Genomic DNA, 18,405 nt, shown 5'->3' on the forward strand with positions numbered 1-18,405 from the left:
GACAGCGCTACCATGATCCAGCGCGGTTGTGCTGTCAACAATCGCGGCCCGGCCGTTGCCTCCGGTTCACGCGTCGGCGGCGAGCAGGCGGGCGAGGAAATCCGGCCCGCCGAAGGCGCCCGACCGCGAGATCAGCGTTGTCCCGTCCCACGCGCCGCCGATCATCCGGGAAACCGGCACGCCGGACACGATCTCACCGCCCGGATGCAGGGCGTCCGCTCCGACGGCCCTGCATACCGCGTCGAGCGTTTCGCCGCCGATCACGACGATCTCGGCGGGTTTCGCCAGCCTCGGCAGGGTTGCGCGCAGGCGGGCCTCGATGGCGGCGGCGGCGGCATCGGCCGCCAATCCGTCGGGCAGCCCCGGTGTGACGATGCAATTGCCATGCTCAAGGCTGGCCGCAATGCGAAGGGCCGCCCGCTCTGCATCCTCGTCGAGCGGTATCCGTGCCGCCGCCGCTGCCGGAACCGCGGCGATCTGCCCGCGCGTCACACAATGGTTCGAGCCGATGATCACCAGCCGCAGCCCGGGGCGCGGCACGATCACCGGCGGCGCGCGCCCCGCGAGCGCGCGGGCGAGACCGGCGCTGCCGCACCAGAGGATCGGTGGGCCGTCTCTCCGTGCTGCGGCGACGAGCCGGTCCAGATCGTCCTGTTTGATCGCATCGCAGACCAGCACCGTCCCCGGCGCGGCGGCGAGGCCGGCATCGGCCGCAACCCCTGCCGGTATGTGCGCGGTGCGAAGCCCCACCCTCGCAAGCTCATGCGCAGCACTGCGCTCCAGCCGCACGAGCGCGCCATCCGCGCGGGGGGCGTATTGCCGCCCGTCCCGCGTGATCCGCTGCTGGGCAGGGAAGGCCGGCGCGAAAATGCAGAGCTGGTCCGGCCCGGCCCGCAGCGCCATCGCGATGGCCTCCGGCCAGTGCCCGCGCAGCAGGCTGTCGATCTTCAGGAACCTGAGTTCGGCCCCCGCGAGGAAGCCGGCCGCGCCGTCCATCCGCGTGGCTGCCGCAGCGGCGTCCAGATCCCGCGCATTGGTGCTGATCGCGGCGCTGGCGGGCACTGCGCCGCGGGTCTTCGCATCGAGCAGGACCGCAAGATCACGATCGAGGACCGTGAACTGCACCGCCGCATCCAGCGCGCCGGTCAGGTCATCGGCGACAAGGCGTATGGATGTCATCCTGGCCCCTCCCGCGCATCGCTCCGGCGTTCAGCCGCGCAGGCGGGTAACCGTTGCCGTGGTGGAATGGCCGGGCAGGAGTTCGGCGAGCATCACGCGCCCGCCCCATGACTCTACCTCGCGGGCGCCCACCACGGTGTCGTGCGTATAGTCCGCGCCTTTCACCAGCACGTCCGGCCGGATGACCGAAAGCAGGTCGAGCGGCGTGTCCTCCTCGAAGATCACCACGAGATCAACGCTTGCCAGCGACGCCAGAACCGCCGCGCGGGCCGCTTCCGGCTGGACCGGACGGGTCGGCCCCTTGAGGCGGCGCACCGAGCTGTCGGCGTTGATGCCGACGATCAGCCGGTCGCATCCGGCGCGGGCCTGTTCGAGCAGGTGGACATGACCGGGATGCAGCAGGTCGAAACAGCCATTGGTGAAGCCGACCCGCCAGCCGCGCTGCCGCCAGCGTTCCGCCGCCTCGGCGGCAACCTGCCGGGTCACCACCTTGCGCAGCGCCCCGGATGCCGGTTTCACCGCGTCCATCAGGTCGTTGGGGCGGGCCACGGCGGTGCCGACCTTGCCGACGACCAGGCCGCCCGCGATGTTGGAGAGCCTTGCCGCCACATCGAGGTCGAGGCCGCTTGCGAGCCCGGCCGCGAGCACGGCGACGACCGTATCCCCCGCGCCGGAGACGTCATAGACCTCGGAGGCCTCCGCCGGATAATGCCTGACCGTATCGGCGGTGACGAGGCTCATGCCATCCTCCGAGCGCGTGCACAGCACGGCGCCGAACCCGAACCGGCCGATCGCCTCACGCGCCGCCGCCACGATCGCGGCCTCCGTCGAGACATCGCTTCCCGTTGCCTCGGCGAGTTCGCGGCGGTTCGGGGTGATGACGTCGGCCCCGGCATAATGCGACCAGTCCGCCCCCTTGGGATCGACGATCAGCATCCGCCCGATCGAGCGGGCGCTGGCGATCAGGTTGCGGCAGATCGCGGGCGCGAGCACCCCCTTGCGATAGTCTGACAGGACGGTGACCGAGGTTGCCGCCATCGCATCGGAGGCGATCTTGAGCAGCCTGTCGCCGAGTTTTTCAGGCAGCGGCGCCGCCAGTTCGCGATCGGCCCGGATCAGGTGCTGGCCGGCGGCGATGTAGCGCGTCTTCACCGTTGTCGCCCGGCCGGTCTCCACCAGCAGCCACGGCTCCACATTCGGCTGCCCGCCGATCAGCGCGGTGAGGTCGGAGCCTTCCTGGTCGTCCCCCACCACGGAGACGAACGCCGCAGCGGCATCGAGGGCGGTGAGATTGCGCACGACGTTGCCCGCCCCGCCCGGCATCGCGATTTCCCGCGTCACCGTCAGGATCGGCACCGGGGCTTCCGGGCTGATCCGCTCGACGCGGCCATAGGCATAGCGGTCGAGCATCAGGTCGCCCACCACCAGAACGTTCGCCCGCGCCAGACCCCGGATCGCCGAGATCAGATCATACCCAACATGTTCCGACATGACTCTCTCGCTAGCTTGGCCGGCGCCGGCCGGCAAGCGGTTTCGTGCAATCCTCATGACACCGCGTTGAGCGGCATGGCGCCGGCCTTCAGGGGCCAACCGCGCGGCAATGGCAAAATCGGCGCAACGCCTCTATTTAACAGCCATGACCGATCTGCCCCCTTTTCTCGACCGCACCCGACCCGACGTCCCCGATATCGTCGTCCCGCGGGGCGTTACACCGTTTTTCCTGCCAAATCAGCCGGTTCGCGGCCGTCTCGTCCGGCTCGGCCCGCTCGCCGACGCGCTACTCAACAGGCACGACCATGCCCCGCCGGTCCGCGCGCTGCTGGGCGAGGCGCTGGCGCTCGTCGCCAGCCTTGCCACCGCGCTGAAATTCTCCGGCAGTTTTTCGCTCCAGGCGAAGGGCGACGGCGCGGTGCCGCTGCTGCTGGCCGACTGCACCGATAGCGGCGCCCTGCGCGGCTATGCCCGCCTGTCCGAGGATGTCGGCCTGCCGGATGAGGCGCCGACCGCCCGCGGGATGATGGGCGATGGCTATCTGGCCTTCACCGTCGACCAGGGGCCGGATATGGAGCGCCATCAGGGCATCGTCTCGCTCGAGGGGCAAAGCCTGTCCGACATGGCGCATCACTATTTCGAGACATCCGAGCAGCTTCCCTGCCAGATCCACCTCGCCGCCGCCGAAACGCCTTCCGGTTGGCGCGCCGCGGCCCTCGTGATCGAGCGGATCGCCGGCGCGGGCGGGATCGACCCCGCCCTGAGCGAGGCCGAGCAGGAGGAGGCGTGGCGGACCGCGAAAATCCTCGCCGCCACCATCACCGACGCCGAATTGCTCGACGATGCGCTGCCGCCCGAGCGGCTGCTCTACCGGCTGTTTCATGGCGAGGGCATCGCGGTCGACCGGCCGCGGCCGCTCGCCTATGGCTGCCGGTGTTCGCGCGCCCGCCTCTCGGAAGTGCTGTGCGGCTTTTCCGGAGACGATCTCGATCACATGACCATCGACGGGGACATCACGATGACCTGCGAATTCTGCAATGTCGATTTCCGTTTTCCACGCGGCGAGATCAGCGTCGCGGCACCAGCCGGTGGCGAGGGAGGCGTATCATGAAGCGCCGCATTCTGGCCGGGCTCGTCATCCTGCCGCTCGCTCTCTCGGCCTGCGCGAGCGAGCCGCCGCCGCAGACCAGTTTTGCCCGGCTCGACTACGCCTATCTGCCGCCGATCACCCTCAAGGTGGCCAGTATCCAGATCCGTGACGATTACCAGCCCGGGCCCGATGCCGCGCAGGTGATCGAGCAGGCGCCGGAAGCGCCGGCCCGCGTGCTGGAGCGGATGGCGCGGGAGCGGCTGGTGGCGAATGGCAGCCCCGGATCGGCCGCCTTCGTCATCCGCCAGGCCTCGCTCCGCCAGGTCGGCGATACGCTCGTCGGCACCATGACGGTGGATCTCAACGTCCGCACCAGCAACGGCCAGCGCGTCGGCTATGCCGAGGCCACGATCTCCCACAGCGTGACGGCCCCCGCCAATGAAACGCCGGACCGCATGCGCGCCGCGCTCTACGACCTGACGAAATCGATGATGAACAGCATGAATGTCGAGCTGCAATACCAGATCCAGCGCACCCTGCCGGACTGGCTGGCCTTCGCGCCAAACTCGGGCGCCGGCGGCGCGGTGGCGCAGCCCTATTCGGCGGATCAGGGAATCCAGGCGAACCCCTTGCCCGTTCCGGCTACCGGCACGCCAGATACCGGTGCGCAGGATACCGGCGCACAGCCGACGAGCCTGCCAACCGGTATGGCGCGATAGCCGAAGGCCGCCCGGCGCGGAACCCGCAACCGAAACCGGCGATCCGTGCGCCCCTGAAATGCGAGGGTGAATTTCAGGGGCAGGCGATCGAGGGGCGGGCGATCAGCTCCGCAGCGTCGCCCCGGTCGCCTTGGTCACCGCCGCGACGATCTTCGCCGAAACCGCCTCGATCTCCGCATCCGTGAGGCTCGCCTCGCGCGGTTGCAGCGTGACCGAAACGGCGAGCGAGACCTTCCCTTCCGGCAGTTTCTCGCCGGCATAGCGGTCGAACAGCGCGACATTGGTGATCAGGCTGCGCTCGGCCCCCTTCGCCGCGCGCAGCACCGCATCGGCTGCCACCGTGGCATCGGCGATGAAGGCGAAGTCGCGGCGGAGCGGCTGGAACTGCGGCAGCGACGGCGCGGCCTTGCGCCGCCGCTTCGGATCGGCGATCGCGCCGAGATCGAGCTCGAACGCCACGCTGCCTTCCGGCAGGTCGAGATCGGCGCAGAGGGAAGGATGCAGCGCGCCGAACCAGCCGAGCCGGGTCTTCGGCCCCTGCCGCAGCGTGCCCGAGCGGCCCGGGTGATAATGCGCCGGCGCATCGGCCGTCACCGTCACCGCATCGAGCGGGACGCCAAGCTCGCCGAGCACGGCGATGGCATCCGCCCTCGCATCCCACAGATCGACCGGCCTCGCCGGTTCGATCCAGGACAGCGGCGTCCGCCCGGCGCGCAGCCCCGCGGCAACGAGATCCTGCCCGTCTGGCGAGACATCGCGATAGGCCGGGCCGATCTCGAACAGCGCGAGGTCGCCATGGCCGCGGGCGGCGTTGCGCGCGGCGGCGAGGGCGATGGTGGCCAGCGGGGTCGGCCGCATCTGGTCGAGATCGGCGGCGATCGGGTTTTTCAGCGCGAGCATGGCGGGTGTCGCGCCGAAGCGGGCGGCGGTCGCGCGGTCGAGGAAGCTGAACGTCACGCATTCGGCCATGCCGCGCGCGGCGAGCACGCGGCGGGCACGCACCGTGCGGGCCTGCCGCGGGGTGAGCGAGGCCGCGGGCACCGGTGCTGCGCCCGGAAGCGAGACCGGCTCGATCCGGTCCAGCCCGTCGATCCGCAGCACTTCCTCGATCAGGTCGACCTCCGGCTCGATCGTCCGTGCGCCGAGCCGCGCGGCCTCGGCGGTCGCCGCGGCAAGGCCGCCATGCTGGTCGAGCGCGCTGCCGCCGGGCAGGTCCGCCGCCGCGATGTCATTGCGCCAGCTCGGCACCGCGACCGTGATCGACGCCGCATCGCGGGCGACGCCGGCAAAGCCGAGCCGGTCGAGGATGTCCACGGCGCGATCGGGTGTGACGGTCGAGTGGCCGAAATTGGCGAGGCGCTCGAAGCGCATTGTCGCGGAGCGCTGCCAGTCCGGCTGCGCTCCCGCCTCGGTGATCTCCGAGGCGGTGCCGCCGCAAAGCTCGATCACCATCGCGGTCGCCGCATCGAGGGCGGCGGGCAGCAGCGCGAAATCGATGCCGCGCTCGAAGCGCTGCCGCGCGTCGGAATGGATGCCGGTCCGCTGGCCGGTGAGGGCGATCCGCACCCGGTCGAACAGGGCGCATTCGATGAACACGTCCCGCGTCGTCTCGTCGCACCCCGTCGCCTCGCCACCGACGATCCCGGCGAGCGACTGCGCGCCGGCCGCATCGGCGATGACGCAGTCATCCGCCGTCGCGGTCACGTCCTTGCCGTGCAGGCCGCGGAAGCTCTCCCCCGCGCCGCGCCGCAAGGTGAGGGCGTCGCCGGCAATCTTGCCGACGTCGAACACATGCAGTGGCCGGCCGAGATCGATGGTGAAGAAATTGGTGATGTCGACCAGCGCGTTGATCGGCCGCAGCCCGACCGATTCGAGGCGGCGCTTCAGCCAGTCCGGGCTTTCGCCGTTGCGCACGCCGCGGACGGTGCGCCCGACCACCCAGGGGCAGGCCTCCGGATAGGTATTCTGCCAGGCGATCGCGCTGGCCCCGGCGGCGGCGACCGGCGGCGGCGCCCAGGGCTTCAGCGTGCCGAGCCCGGCGGCGGCGAGATCGCGCGCAACGCCACGCACCGCGAAGGCATCGCCGCGATTGGGTGTGACGCCGATCTCGATCACCGGATCGTCGAGCCCCGCCCAGTTCGCATAGGGCGTGCCCACCGGCGCGTCGTCCGGCAGGTCGATGATGCCGTCATGGCTGTCGCCAAGGCCGAGTTCGCGCTCGGACACCAGCATCCCGGCCGAGGGAACGCCCCGAATCTCGCCGACCTTGAGCGTGATCCCGGTGCCCGGCACGAAACTGCCCGGCGGCGCGAAGACGGCGCGCATGCCGGTGCGCGCATTCGGCGCGCCGCAGACCACCGTGACCTCGGCGCCGTCGCCGGGATCGACGCGGCAGACCCGCAGCCGGTCCGCATTCGGGTGCTGCGTCGCCTCGATCACCCGGGCGATGCGGAAGGGGGCGAGGCTCGCGCCGCGATCGGCGATGCTCTCAACCTCCAGCCCGATGGCGGACAGGGTTTCGGCGATGGCATCGAGCGAGGCATCGGTGTCGAGATGCGTCTTCAGCCAGGAGAGGGTGAATTTCATCGTGCGTCCCCTTCGTGCAGGGTCACCGGCGCCAGCGGCGAGGTGCCGTAATGCGCGAGCCAGCGCACGTCGCTCTCATAAAAGGTGCGAAGGTCCGGGATGCCGTGCTTGAGCATGGTGATGCGCTCGACCCCCATGCCGAAGGCGAAGCCCTGGAATTCACGCGGGTCGAGCCCGCAATTCGCCAGCACGTTGGGATGGATCATGCCGGCACCGAGGATTTCCAGCCAGTCGCTGCCCGCGCCGATCTCGCCGGACTTCCGGTCCCAGGCGATGTCGACCTCCATCGAGGGTTCGGTGAAGGGGAAATAGCTGGAGCGGAAGCGCGCCTTGAGGTCCGGCCGCTCGAAGAAGGCGCGCAGGAAGTCGATCAGGCAGCCCTTGAGATGGGCGAGGGTGATGCCGCGGTCGATCACCAGGCCCTCGCACTGGTGGAACATCGGGCTGTGCGTGGCGTCGTGGTCCGAACGATAGGTGCGGCCCGGCACGATCACGCGGATCGGCGGCGCCTCGGCCAGCATGGTGCGGATCTGCAGCGGCGAGGTGTGGGTGCGCAGCACGACCGGTCGGCTGCCGGCCGCCGCGTCGAGATAGAACGTGTCCATCATCGCCCGCGCCGGGTGGTGCGAGGGGATGTTGAGCGCGCCGAAATTGTGCCAGTCATCCTCGATATCCGGCCCTTCCTTCACGCCGAAGCCCATGGCGCCGAACAGGGCGGTGAGTTCCTCCATCGTCCGCGAGATCGGGTGGATCGTGCCGGCGCGCTCGGGCCGGCCGGGAAGGGTGACGTCGATGCGCTCGGCGGCGAGGCGCGCGGTGAGGGCTTCGGCCTCCAGCACCGCCCGGCGCGCATCGAGTGCAGCGGCGATGGCGGTCTTGAGCGTGTTCACCTCGGCGCCGAAGCGCTTGCGCTCATCCGGCGTCAGGCTGCCCAGCGTCTTGAGCAGGGCGGTGACCTGACCGGTCTTGCCGAGCAGGGCGATGCGGATTGCGTCGAGCGCCGCGAGATCGCCAGCGGCGGCGATGGCTGAGCGGGCCTGGGATTCGATGGTCGGCAGATCGTCGGACATGGCCGGCAGGGAGCGTGAAGCGGGCGAAATGTCAAGCAAACGCAGTGGCTGGAAACCGTGTGCCGATAAAAAAACCTCCGGACCATGTCCGGAGGTTTTCAGCTACTGGATCAAAATCTTGTGTCAAAAACGAAGATGTATTCGAACCTAGTCTTATAAACCCGAGCCACGCGGTCGTCGGTAGGGGCAAGGTTATTCCTTGCGATGACTTACCTGGTTTTCGAAGCCAGGCATCTCAAAAAACCCAAAGCCGAGACGGTGGATCGCCGTAATTTTTTGTCTGCACGGTGAGTATAATATGAAATCGTTACAATCTACAAACTATAGGTAGTATATAGAACGTTATACGTATTAATAATAATAATTTTTCCTTAAAAAGATATTCCGTCTCAATTTTTTAAAAAAGGAGCGTGATCGTTAGTGCCGATCACGCTCGAGGTGAAGCTGGCATGTGGCCAGCCATCAGGGAGGAAACGGAGACCAGCGGCCTCAATTCACGTGCATACTGCAGGAAAGTTAAGAAACGATTGCAAAATGGAAACGATCGGGATGCAGGGCTGTAAAAACCGAATCCGGGCTGTAATGTGTCAAAAAAGTCGCGTTGCTGGCGAATGACACGCCGACAGGGCTGGTGGGCGGTATGACGCCAAAAGTCCGCTTGAACGGCCGGCACAATCCGAATAGATGAAGTAACACGTTCTGGTCAGACCGATACATCGGTCCGGCCGGGTTCGTCGGTTGTCCAGAATACCCACCGAACGCCGCCCGCCAACGGGTGAGGCCACGCGGTGGGTGTATGGCCAACACGTCTGGCTAGAAGTTCAGGCTATCGGTTTCAACGCATCGGCATGGCGCCGGTGTGTCATACAGGCACCCAACATCGGGACGGTAAACATGAATATCAAAGCTCTGGGCGCGCTTGCGGCTGTTGCCCTGCTTGCGGCGTGCTCCAACGCCCCCAAGACCCAGTCCATGGCAACCGGCTCTGGCACGACCGCCGCTCAGTCCGGCCCCGCGCCGGGCAGCGAGCAGCAGCTTGTTGCCGACGTCGGCGATCGTGCCTTCTTCGGCTTCAACAAGTCCAACCTGACCGGCGCCGACAAGTCGACGCTCGACCGTCAGGCCAGCTGGCTTGCGAAGTATCCGAATGTCGACGTTCTGATCGCCGGCAACGCCGACCCGCGCGGCACGGAAACCTACAACCTCGCGCTCGGCGCCCGCCGCGCCCATGCCGCCCGCAATTACCTGGTTGCCAAGGGCGTCGCCGCCTCCCGCATCCGCACGATCTCCTATGGCAAGTCGTGCCTGGTCTCGCCGGGCAACACCCAGCAGGATTACGCGCAGGACCGCGTGGCGATCACTTCGGTGCAGGGCTTCAACCCGCAGCATTGCCACTGAACATGTCGCTCGGGGGCTTGCCCCTGACCGCATGACGTGACCGATCGGCGGCTCGATCAACCCGAGCCGCCGATTTGCTTTCCGCCGGCCGGCGCTTCAACGATGCGGCCGAGCACACTACATTGCGTCGGGGGCGCGATTCGGCGCGTCTCGTCGAACGAGGAAACCGATGCGCAATCCCATGCTGAAATCCCTGACCTCCGCCAGCATTGCCGTGCTGATCCTGATGCCCGCCGTGGTGCGGGCCCAGATGATCTCGAGCCGGGAAGGCATTGCCCTGGAAAACCAGATCCTCGAACTCAAGCACCAGCTGGCGCAGGTGCAGCAGGGCGGCGGCAGCGGCAGCTCCGTGCTGGGGTCGACGGCACCGGCAGCGCCGGAACGCCACGCCCAGAACAGCTCGTCAGAGCTCGTCGCCTCATTGCTGGAGCAGGTGGATACGCTGCACAACCAGGTCCAGGACTTGAGAGGCCGCGTGGATACGCTCGAGCACGAGGTCGCCACCCAGCACGACGAGATCAACCAGCAGATTGGCAACCTGAAATTCCAGCTCGACCAGGCGGGGAAACCCGGCACGACGCCGCCGGCGGCAATGGCTTCGCCGGCCCAGGGAGCATCGGGAACGCTCGGCACGATGCCGGCCGGAAAAACGTCCGCCCGGCCCCAAAGGCCGCAGCCGCAGGCCACCGCCTCGCTCGGCGTCGCGCGCACGGCTCTCGCCCATCATGACTACAAGGCCGCCGAAGCGGACGCCCGCGCAGTGATCGCGAAGCAGGGCAAGCGCGCGGGCAAGGGCGAGGCCTCGATGATCGTCGCCGAATCCCTTTACCACCAGGGCAAGCACCAGGAAGCCGCGATCGCGTTCGACGACGCCTACAACGCCGATCGCGCCGGCCCGCACGCGCCCTATGCCCTGCTGGGCCTCGCCAATTCCCTGTCCGCGATCCACCAGAACCAGGAAGCGTGCGACACGCTCGACTCCCTGACCAGCCAGTTCTCCTCGCCATCGCCGGCGCTGAAGAGCCAGGTTCTCGCGGCCCGACGGCGCGCCGCCTGCCGCTGACGCCCGATTCGACCGAAAGCCTGCCCGCCCTGTTCGGGCGGGCGATGGCCGAATTCGGTCCCTTCGGCCCCGCGCCGCAGCTCGCCGTCGGGGTTTCCGGTGGTGCCGACAGCATGGCCCTTGCCGTCCTCGCCGCATCCTGGGCCCGCCAGCGCGGCGGCGGCTGCATCGCCCTCATCGTCGATCATGGTCTCCGCCCCGAATCAGGCCGGGAAGCCGCCGAAACCGCGCAGCGCCTTGTCGAACTCGACATTCCGAGCCGCGTCATCCGCCTCGGCCTGCCTCCCGGCGCGGGATTGCAGGCCCGCGCGCGCGCGGCGCGCCATGCGGCGCTGGCCGGTGCCGCGCATGAGGCCGGGATCGTTCACCTCCTGCTCGGCCATCATGCGGGCGACCAAGGCGAGCTGCGGGTCATGCGCGCCCGCCGTGGCGTTCGCGGTCTCGCGGGGATGGCCGGCGTCTCGCCGCGCGACGCGGTGCTGATCCTGCGGCCCCTGCTCGGGACTCCCCCCGCGATGCTCCGCGATTTTCTCGCACGGCGAGGCATTGCCTGGGTCGAGGATCCCTCGAATGCCGATCCCCGTTTCGAGCGCGTCCGGGTGCGGCTTGCCGGCGCATTGCCGCCGCCCGGCGACGCGCTGGCGGCTTCAGCTGACCGCGCGACGGCGGAACGCATCGCCGCCGCCGATCTGGCGCGCGATGTCACCCTCCGTCCGGAAGGGTGGGCGATCGTCCGTGCGGACGCGCTCCCCGCCGATGCGCTCGCCGCGCTGCTGCGGGTCATCGCCGGCGAGGTTTACCCGCCGGCGCGCGCCGCGATCGCCCGGCTGGCCGGCAGGTTGCAGCCCGCGACGCTCGGCGGCGTGCGGATCATGCCGGCCGGGCGGCACGGCCCGGGCTGGATGCTGATCCGCGAGGCCGCTTCCTGCGCCCCCCCGATCCAGGCGGTCGAGGGCGCGGTCTGGGACGGGCGCTTTCGCATCCGTCATGTGCCGCCGGGCGCGCGAACCCTCGGCGCCCTCGGCACGAATCCGGTGGAGACGCGCGCCGCCGCCCGCTTTCCCGCCGTCCTGCGCCAGACACTGCCGGTTTTTTTCGCCGATCATGGTGGCGTGCTGGCGGTGCCGCATCTGGGCGTGGGGCCGGCCGGCGCGGTCATATTCGCCCCTCCCGGCCCCGCCGCGGCGGCGCCGTTCGAGCCAGCGTACGGCGGCGGACAGATCTGCGTCTCCCGTTCACCGGAAGGATAGGAAATCCGCGTATCATCCCCACACTCTAAAGGGATTGGCGAACCGACCGGAGCCGTGCCAAGATGAGGCGAGACACGGTTCGGCGGAATTTCTCGGCCGGTTTCCGCCGGCCCCCTCGGTTTTAGCCTTCCGGGGTGAACAGGACTGGATGAAGCTTGATGAACAATCTGGGGCGCAACCTGCTGGTTTGGGTGATCATAGCACTCTTCTTTGTGCTATTGTTCAATATGTTTCAGCCCACGACCACGAGTACCAGCCACGGTACGCAAGTGGCCTATTCGACCTTCGTGTCGGAGGTCAACGCGGGCAAGGTGGATCATGTCACGATCCGCGGGCATGACATCACGGGCGCCCTTAAGTCGGGGTCGACCTTCGAGACCTACGCGCCGGACGATCCGGGCCTGGTCAACACGCTGATCTCGAAGAAGGTCAGCGTCGTCGCCAAGCCGCTCAACCCGCCGGAAAACCCGCTGCTGCACTATCTCGTGTCCTGGGCGCCGATGGTCCTGCTGGTGGGCGTGTGGATCTACTTCATGCGCCAGATGCAGGGCGGCGGCGGCCGGGCAATGGGCTTCGGCAAATCGCGCGCGCGCCTGCTGACCGAAAAGCAGGGCAGGGTGACGTTCGAGGACGTCGCCGGCATCGAGGAAGCGAAGGGCGAGTTGCAGGAAATCGTCGACTTCCTGCGTGATCCACAGAAATTCCAGCGACTGGGTGGCAAGATCCCGAAAGGTGTGCTGCTGGTCGGCCCGCCCGGCACCGGCAAGACGCTGCTCGCCCGCGCCATCGCCGGCGAGGCCAACGTGCCGTTCTTCACCATCTCGGGCTCCGACTTCGTCGAGATGTTCGTCGGCGTCGGCGCCAGCCGCGTGCGCGACATGTTCGAGCAGGGCAAGAAGAACGCCCCGTGCATCATCTTCATCGACGAGATCGACGCCGTCGGCCGCCATCGCGGCGCCGGGCTTGGCGGCGGCAATGACGAGCGTGAGCAGACGCTCAACCAGATGCTCGTCGAGATGGACGGGTTCGAGAGCAACGAGGGCGTCATCCTGATCGCCGCCACCAACCGTCCCGACGTGCTCGACCCCGCGCTGCTGCGCCCCGGCCGGTTCGACCGGCAGGTGGTGGTGCCGAACCCGGACGTGAACGGCCGTGAGCGTATCCTCAAGGTCCACATGCGCAAGGTGCCGCTGGCCGCCGATGTCGATCCCAAGGTGATCGCCCGCGGCACGCCCGGCTTCTCCGGCGCCGATCTCGCCAACCTGGTGAACGAGGCCGCCTTGCTCGCCGCCCGCATGGGCAAGCGCGTCGTCGCCATGGCCGAGTTCGAATACGCCAAGGACAAGGTCATGATGGGCGCCGAGCGGCGTTCGATGGTGATGAGCGAGGACGAGAAGAAGATGACGGCCTATCACGAGGCCGGCCATGCGCTCTGCTCGATCTCGCAGAAGCATTGCGACCCCGTGCACAAGGCGACGATCATTCCCCGCGGCCGCGCGCTCGGCATGGTGATGAGCCTGCCGGAAGGCGACCGCTACTCGATGAGCAAGGCCAAGCTGCTCTGCGAACTGGTCAAGGCGATGGGCGGTCGCGCCGCCGAAGAGGTTATCTTCGGGGCCGAAAACGTCTCCAATGGCGCTTCCGGCGACATCAAGCAGGCGACCGACATCACCCGCCGGATGATCACCGAATGGGGCATGAGCGACAAGCTCGGCATGATCGCCTATGGCGACAACGGGCAGGAACTCTTCCTTGGTCACTCGGTGACGCAGCACAAGAACGTCTCCGAGGCGACCGCGCAGGAGATCGACCGCGAGATCAAGTCGGTGATCGACCACGCCTATTCCGAGGCCCACCGGATCCTCACCGAGCGGCTCGATGACCTGCACCGCCTCGCCAAGGGGCTGCTGGAATACGAAACCCTCACCGGCGACGAGATCCAGACGGTGCTGCGCGGCGAGCCGGTGGTTCGCCAGGTTGTCGACGAGCCGGCGCCGGACAGCCGCCGCGCCTCGGTGCCGTCCGCGCAGAAGCCGGAAGTTCCGAAATCGGGCGGGCTCGGGCCGCTGCCCGCGCCGGGCTGAACCGCGCGTCCCGCGGGCCCTGATCGACGGAAACGGCCGGAGGCGATCGCCTCCGGCTTTTTTCATGGGCCGGCGCCGCCCATATCCCGCAACGACCCGGGAGCGATTTCCGATCCGGATGGATCGGATGATGCCCTATTACGAACAGGAGCATGAGCATGAGTCTGAAGATTGGCGTGATCGGTCTCGGCCGGATGGGTGCCGCGATGGCAGCGCGACTGATCGAGCGCGGTCACCAGGTCTGTGGCTGGAACCGGACGGCGGCGCGGGCCGAGGCGATCGAGGGGCTGGCGGTCAAGTCATCCCCGGCCGAGGTGGCGGCGGCGGCCGATTACGTGATCGTGATGCTGCTGGACGAGGAGGCCGCAAGCGCGGTTTATCATGGCGAGGGCGGGCTGCTCGGCGCCACTCTCCGGCAGGCCCTCGTGATCGACATGAGCACGCTGAAACCCGCCGACATGCAGGCCAATGCCGAGGCGGTGGCCGCGCAGGGCGGGCGCTTCGTCGCCTGCCCCGTGGGCGGCACGGTCGGCCCGGCGCGATCGGGCAAGCTGCTCGGCCTTGCCGGCGGCGATGCCGCGGCGATCGACGCAGCATTGCCGGTTCTCGACGAATTGTGCGACCGGATGGAGCGGTTCGACACGCCGCAGGCCGCTTCGGCGATGAAGCTCGCCGTCAACCTGCCGCTGCTGGCCGCGTTCCAGGCGCTGGGCGAGGCCGCGCTCATCACCCGCGATTACGGCATTTCGCCGGAGCGGCTGCTCGGCATCATCGGCAAGAGCTCCGGCGGCGCGCCCGCCTTCGCCGTCCGCAGCGCCGCGATCATCACCGAGATGGGCGGCACCCGCAGCGATTCGGTCGGCTTCTCGATCGAGGCGGTCGAGAAGGATCTCCGCCTGATGGACGAGGCCGGGGGTGCTGCCGGCTTCAACCTTACGCTGGTCGAAGCCGTCCGCCGCACCGCGCATGACGCCGTGCGCGAAGGCTGGGGCGACCGCGACCTCGCGGCGCTGGCGGCCTTCAGCCTCCGCGCCTGAGAGCAGTGCCCGATCCCTCTGGATCGGAAAGTGCTCTATCATACTGATAAATCCAGCATCTTTATCCGGTCAGATGATTCCATCTGATCGGATGATGCTCTCGCTCAGCCGCCGCGCTTCTTCGCCCGCAACGCTGCCATGGCTTCGATGAAGGCCGGGTCGCGATGTGCGGCGTCGAGGCCGGCGGCGAACGCGTCATGATCCAGTGTCCCCGATGCGAGACCGGCGATCGCCGCCTTCATCCCGCGCACGGCAAGCGGCGCGTTGGCGTCCAGCCGGGCGGCGAGGGCGTCGACCGCCGCATCCAGCCCGTCGGCGTCGGCCAGCTGCGTGAGGTAGCCGATCCGCAGCAGCGTTGCCGCATCGATCGTCTGGGCCGCGACGAAAAGCAGCCGCGTCGCGTCCGGCCCGATCCGCTCGACCGCGCGGGCGAGCCCCGAGCGGTAGTAATGCAGGCCGATCCGCGCCGCCGGCATCAGCAGCTCCATGCCGGCGACACCGATGCGGAAATCGCAGGCGAGGGCGAGATCGACCGCGCCGCCATAGAGATTGCCGTGCAACCGGGCGATCACCGGCTGGGGCAGGGCGGCGAACGCCGTGCCCACGCGGCCGATGCCGCCCGGCCCGTCCTCGGCATCGCCGGTCTCGCCGCGCGAGAGGGCATCGAGATCGAAGCCCGCGCTGAACACCGTCCCGGCGGCCTCGAACACGACGACCCGGATCGTTTCGTCCGCCGCGATCGTGGCGCAGTGGCCGAGCAGGGCGTCGAGATCGTCCGCGCCGAGCCGGTTGCGCAGGGAAGGGCGGTTCAGACGCAGCCGGGCGATGCCGCCGCGGCGTTCGAAAATCGGGGGCGTTTCGGTCATGCGGGTCTCCTCACACCCCCGCAGTAGCGGAGCGGCGGCAATTGCACTATAAGGATGACATGCGCCGCTGGCGCATCTTCAGCCGGGGGATCGTCCTCCGGTCGTGATCGGAACGGATCAGATCGTTCGGTTGCGCGCAACGCCGGAGTCTCTTCGGCGTTTCCGGCCACATGGCCCGTGGCTGTGACGAGACATCGCCCACAGCCCGACCCATGCCGCCCGAGACGCCGCGTCCCGCACCGCGCCGCCGATGATGTGGCCGTCCCGGTCCTGACGTTGCAAGGACCGAATGATGTTTGACAAGTATTTCCGCAAGGAACTCGACTGGGGCGGGCGCAAGCTCATCCTCGAAACCGGCAAGGTTGCCCGCCAGGCCGATGGCGCCGTCGTCGCCTCCTATGGCGACACCGTGGTGCTCGCCACCGTGGTCGGCTCCCGCTCGGTGAAGCCGGGGCAGGATTTCTTCCCGCTCACCGTGAACTACCAGGAAAAATTCTACGCCGCCGGCCGCATTCCCGGCGGTTTCTTCAAGCGCGAAGGCCGCCCGACCGAGCGCGAGACGCTGATCTGCCGCCTGATCGACCGGCCGATCCGCCCGCTCTTCCCGCACGGGTTCCGCAACGAGGTCCAGGTCATCGTCAACGTCCTCAGCCACGACCTCGAGAACGAGCCGGACATCGTCTCGCTCGTCGCCTCGTCGGCCGCGCTGACGCTCTCCGGCATCCCGTTCTTCGGCCCGGTCGCCGCCGCCCGCGTCGGCTATATCGACGGTGAATACATCCTGAACCCGACCTCGGCGCAGATCGCCGAAAGCCGGCTCGACCTCGTGCTCGCCGGCACGGAAGAGGGCGTGCTGATGGTCGAATCCGAAGCGCACGAGCTGTCGGAAGAGACCATGCTCGGCGCCGTCACCTTCGGCCATGCCGCGTTCCAGCCGGTGATCCAGGCGATCATCGAGCTCGCCGAGCACGCCGCGAAGGATCCCTGGCCGCTGGTCGAGGAAAGCGCCGAGGAGAAGGCGCTCGCCGCCCGCGTCGACGAACTCGCCCGCGAGGGCCTGCGCGCCGCCTATGCCGAGCGCGAGAAGACCGCCCGCCACGAGAAGATCGGCGCGGTGAAGGCCGCTGTGCTGGAGACGCTCGCGGCCGAGGAACGGCCGGTCGACAAGGCCAAGGGCATGTTCAAGGAGCTCGAGGCGGACATCGTCCGCAACGCGATCCTCGACAACGGCATCCGCATCGACGGGCGCGACACCCGCACCGTCCGCCCGATCCTCGCCGAGGTCGGCGTGCTGCCGCGCACCCACGGATCCGCCCTGTTCACCCGCGGCGAGACGCAGGCCCTCGTGGTCGCGACCCTCGGCACCGCGCAGGACGAGCAGATCGTCGATGCGATCGAGGGCGAATACCGCGAGCGCTTCCTGCTGCACTACAACTTCCCGCCCTTCTCGGTGGGCGAGACGGGCCGCGTCGGCAGCCCCGGCCGCCGCGAAGTGGGCCACGGCAAGCTCGCCTGGCGCGCCATCCACCCGCTGCTGCCCGGCAAGGACAAGTTCCCCTACACGCTGCGCGTCGTCTCCGAGATCACCGAGAGCAACGGCTCCTCCTCGATGGCGACGGTGTGCGGCACCTCGCTCGCGCTGATGGATGCCGGCGTGCCGCTGCCGCGCCCGGTGGCCGGCATCGCCATGGGCCTGATCAAGGAGGACAAGGGCTTCGCCGTGCTCTCCGACATCCTCGGCGATGAGGACCATCTCGGCGACATGGACTTCAAGGTGGCCGGCACCGAGGCGGGCGTCACCAGCCTGCAGATGGACATCAAGATCACCTCGATCACGCCCGAGATCATGAAGATCGCGCTGGATCAGGCGAAGGACGGTCGTCTGCACATCCTCGGCGAGATGTCCAAGGCGCTGACCGGCGCGCGCGAGGGCGTGTCCGCCAACGCGCCGCGCATCACCGTGATCAACGTGCCGAAGGACAAGATCCGCGACGTGATCGGCACCGGCGGCAAGGTGATCCGCGAGATCGTCGAGTATTCCGGCTGCAAGATCGACATCGAGGACGATGGCACGATCAAGATCGCGGCCACCTCGGACGAGCAGGCGCAGAAGGCGATCGACCGTATCCGCTCGCTGACCTCCGAGCCGGAAGTCGGCCAGGTCTACACCGGCAAGGTCGTGAAGATCGCCGATTTCGGCGCCTTCGTGAACTTCTTCGGCGCGCGTGACGGCCTGGTCCATATCAGCGAGCTGGCGCAGGGCCGCGTCGCCCGCACCGGCGATGTGGTCAAGGTCGGCGACACCGTGAAGGTGAAGATGATCGGGCTCGACGATCGCGGCAAGGTGAAGCTGTCGATGCGGGTGGTCGATCAGGCGACCGGTGCCGACATCTCCGACCAGGTCGGCGCCAAGGGCGGCCGGCGCGAAGACGGCCTCGAGTAACGCATCCGCACTGTCCGGTCAGGTGGAAACGCCTGACCGGATGCGCGTTGCGAACGCATGACAGGAACGGCCCCCGTGCGATGGCGCGGGGGCCGTTTCGCTGTCCGGTCGGAGGGGCAGCTCTGGGAC

13 protein-coding genes are annotated in these 18,405 nt (G+C 68.4%); 8 read left to right on the forward strand and 5 right to left on the reverse strand.

All coding sequences use genetic code 11. The features are described 5' to 3' along the window. Positions 1 to 66 precede the first annotated feature (66 nt). Both HUW10_RS12045 and rfaE1 read right to left on the reverse strand, forming a co-directional pair. Positions 67 to 1,179 (reverse strand): four-carbon acid sugar kinase family protein, encoded by a 1,113-nt coding sequence (locus tag HUW10_RS12045; protein ID WP_174503729.1) that lies wholly within the window; start codon positions 1,177 to 1,179, stop codon positions 67 to 69. A gap of 30 nt (positions 1,180 to 1,209) precedes the next feature. Continuing rightward, a complete protein-coding gene (rfaE1, locus tag HUW10_RS12050) occupies positions 1,210 to 2,670 on the reverse strand; it encodes a D-glycero-beta-D-manno-heptose-7-phosphate kinase (protein ID WP_174503730.1) in 1,461 nt (486 codons plus the stop codon). 145 nt (positions 2,671 to 2,815) lie between these two features. Between rfaE1 and HUW10_RS12055 the strand changes: the two genes are divergently transcribed. Together HUW10_RS12055 and HUW10_RS12060 are read left to right on the forward strand one after the other, a co-directional pair. Next, complete coding sequence (locus HUW10_RS12055) at positions 2,816 to 3,781, forward strand: Hsp33 family molecular chaperone HslO (RefSeq protein WP_236656366.1); 966 nt, start codon at positions 2,816 to 2,818, stop codon at positions 3,779 to 3,781. Continuing rightward, positions 3,778 to 4,479 carry a hypothetical protein gene (locus HUW10_RS12060; RefSeq protein ID WP_236656367.1) on the forward strand — a complete coding sequence of 234 codons (702 nt, stop codon included), beginning with the start codon at positions 3,778 to 3,780 and terminating at the stop codon, positions 4,477 to 4,479. The genes HUW10_RS12055 and HUW10_RS12060 overlap by 4 nt, the downstream gene beginning before the upstream one ends. A gap of 102 nt (positions 4,480 to 4,581) precedes the next feature. On the opposite strand, the gene pheT is transcribed toward HUW10_RS12060, so the two are convergent. Beyond that, positions 4,582 to 7,065: a phenylalanine--tRNA ligase subunit beta gene (pheT, locus tag HUW10_RS12065; RefSeq protein ID WP_174503732.1), complete on the reverse strand. Its 2,484-nt coding sequence runs from the start codon at positions 7,063 to 7,065 to the stop codon at positions 4,582 to 4,584. After that, positions 7,062 to 8,135: a phenylalanine--tRNA ligase subunit alpha gene (pheS, locus tag HUW10_RS12070; RefSeq protein WP_174503733.1), complete on the reverse strand. Its 1,074-nt coding sequence runs from the start codon at positions 8,133 to 8,135 to the stop codon at positions 7,062 to 7,064. The genes pheT and pheS overlap by 4 nt, the downstream gene beginning before the upstream one ends. Positions 8,136 to 9,029: 894 nt before the next feature. Here pheS and HUW10_RS12075 point away from each other — a divergent pair. The 5 genes from HUW10_RS12075 to HUW10_RS12095 all read left to right on the forward strand — a co-directional run bounded on the left by HUW10_RS12075 (position 9,030) and on the right by HUW10_RS12095 (position 14,967). After that, positions 9,030 to 9,533 carry an OmpA family protein gene (locus tag HUW10_RS12075; RefSeq protein ID WP_174503734.1) on the forward strand — a complete coding sequence of 168 codons (504 nt, stop codon included), beginning with the start codon at positions 9,030 to 9,032 and terminating at the stop codon, positions 9,531 to 9,533. A gap of 181 nt (positions 9,534 to 9,714) precedes the next feature. Next, positions 9,715 to 10,596, forward strand: coding sequence for a tol-pal system YbgF family protein (locus tag HUW10_RS12080; protein ID WP_236656368.1), 882 nt, complete (start codon positions 9,715 to 9,717; stop codon positions 10,594 to 10,596). Beyond that, the gene (gene tilS / locus HUW10_RS12085) at positions 10,497 to 11,846 is read left to right on the forward strand and encodes a tRNA lysidine(34) synthetase TilS (protein WP_236656369.1); all 1,350 of its coding nucleotides are present in this window, start codon (positions 10,497 to 10,499) and stop codon (positions 11,844 to 11,846) included. The genes HUW10_RS12080 and tilS overlap by 100 nt, the downstream gene beginning before the upstream one ends. Positions 11,847 to 12,004: 158 nt before the next feature. Then, positions 12,005 to 13,930, forward strand: coding sequence for an ATP-dependent zinc metalloprotease FtsH (gene ftsH, locus HUW10_RS12090; protein ID WP_174503736.1), 1,926 nt, complete (start codon positions 12,005 to 12,007; stop codon positions 13,928 to 13,930). Between the two features lie 158 nt (positions 13,931 to 14,088). After that, positions 14,089 to 14,967, forward strand: a complete 879-nt coding sequence (locus tag HUW10_RS12095) for an NAD(P)-dependent oxidoreductase (RefSeq protein WP_174503737.1) — start codon at positions 14,089 to 14,091, stop codon at positions 14,965 to 14,967. Positions 14,968 to 15,071: 104 nt separating this feature from the next. Here the strand turns inward: HUW10_RS12095 and HUW10_RS12100 are convergent, their stop codons facing one another. Then, positions 15,072 to 15,833: an enoyl-CoA hydratase/isomerase family protein gene (locus tag HUW10_RS12100; protein ID WP_174503738.1), complete on the reverse strand. Its 762-nt coding sequence runs from the start codon at positions 15,831 to 15,833 to the stop codon at positions 15,072 to 15,074. Between the two features lie 289 nt (positions 15,834 to 16,122). On the opposite strand from HUW10_RS12100, the gene pnp reads away from it, so the two are divergent. Next, the gene (gene pnp / locus HUW10_RS12105) at positions 16,123 to 18,276 is read left to right on the forward strand and encodes a polyribonucleotide nucleotidyltransferase (protein ID WP_174503739.1); all 2,154 of its coding nucleotides are present in this window, start codon (positions 16,123 to 16,125) and stop codon (positions 18,274 to 18,276) included. The last annotated feature ends 129 nt before the right edge of the window (positions 18,277 to 18,405 follow it).

The organism is Acidiphilium sp. C61 (genome assembly GCF_905116885.1).
GTDB lineage: Bacteria > Pseudomonadota > Alphaproteobacteria > Acetobacterales > Acetobacteraceae > Acidiphilium.

Bases quoted from the DNA above. Each gene is read 5' to 3' on its own strand.
- HUW10_RS12045 (WP_174503729.1), bottom strand. From the start codon at position 1,179: ATGACATCCATACGCCTTGTCGCCGATGACCTGACCGGCGCGCTGGAT.
- rfaE1 (WP_174503730.1), bottom strand. From the start codon at position 2,670: ATGTCGGAACATGTTGGGTATGATCTGATCTCGGCGATCCGGGGTCTG.
- HUW10_RS12055 (WP_236656366.1), top strand. From the start codon at position 2,816: ATGACCGATCTGCCCCCTTTTCTCGACCGCACCCGACCCGACGTCCCC.
- HUW10_RS12060 (WP_236656367.1), top strand. From the start codon at position 3,778: ATGAAGCGCCGCATTCTGGCCGGGCTCGTCATCCTGCCGCTCGCTCTC.
- pheT (WP_174503732.1), bottom strand. From the start codon at position 7,065: ATGAAATTCACCCTCTCCTGGCTGAAGACGCATCTCGACACCGATGCC.
- pheS (WP_174503733.1), bottom strand. From the start codon at position 8,135: ATGTCCGACGATCTGCCGACCATCGAATCCCAGGCCCGCTCAGCCATC.
- HUW10_RS12075 (WP_174503734.1), top strand. From the start codon at position 9,030: ATGAATATCAAAGCTCTGGGCGCGCTTGCGGCTGTTGCCCTGCTTGCG.
- HUW10_RS12080 (WP_236656368.1), top strand. From the start codon at position 9,715: ATGCTGAAATCCCTGACCTCCGCCAGCATTGCCGTGCTGATCCTGATG.
- ftsH (WP_174503736.1), top strand. From the start codon at position 12,005: ATGAACAATCTGGGGCGCAACCTGCTGGTTTGGGTGATCATAGCACTC.
- HUW10_RS12095 (WP_174503737.1), top strand. From the start codon at position 14,089: ATGAGTCTGAAGATTGGCGTGATCGGTCTCGGCCGGATGGGTGCCGCG.
- HUW10_RS12100 (WP_174503738.1), bottom strand. From the start codon at position 15,833: ATGACCGAAACGCCCCCGATTTTCGAACGCCGCGGCGGCATCGCCCGG.
- pnp (WP_174503739.1), top strand. From the start codon at position 16,123: ATGATGTTTGACAAGTATTTCCGCAAGGAACTCGACTGGGGCGGGCGC.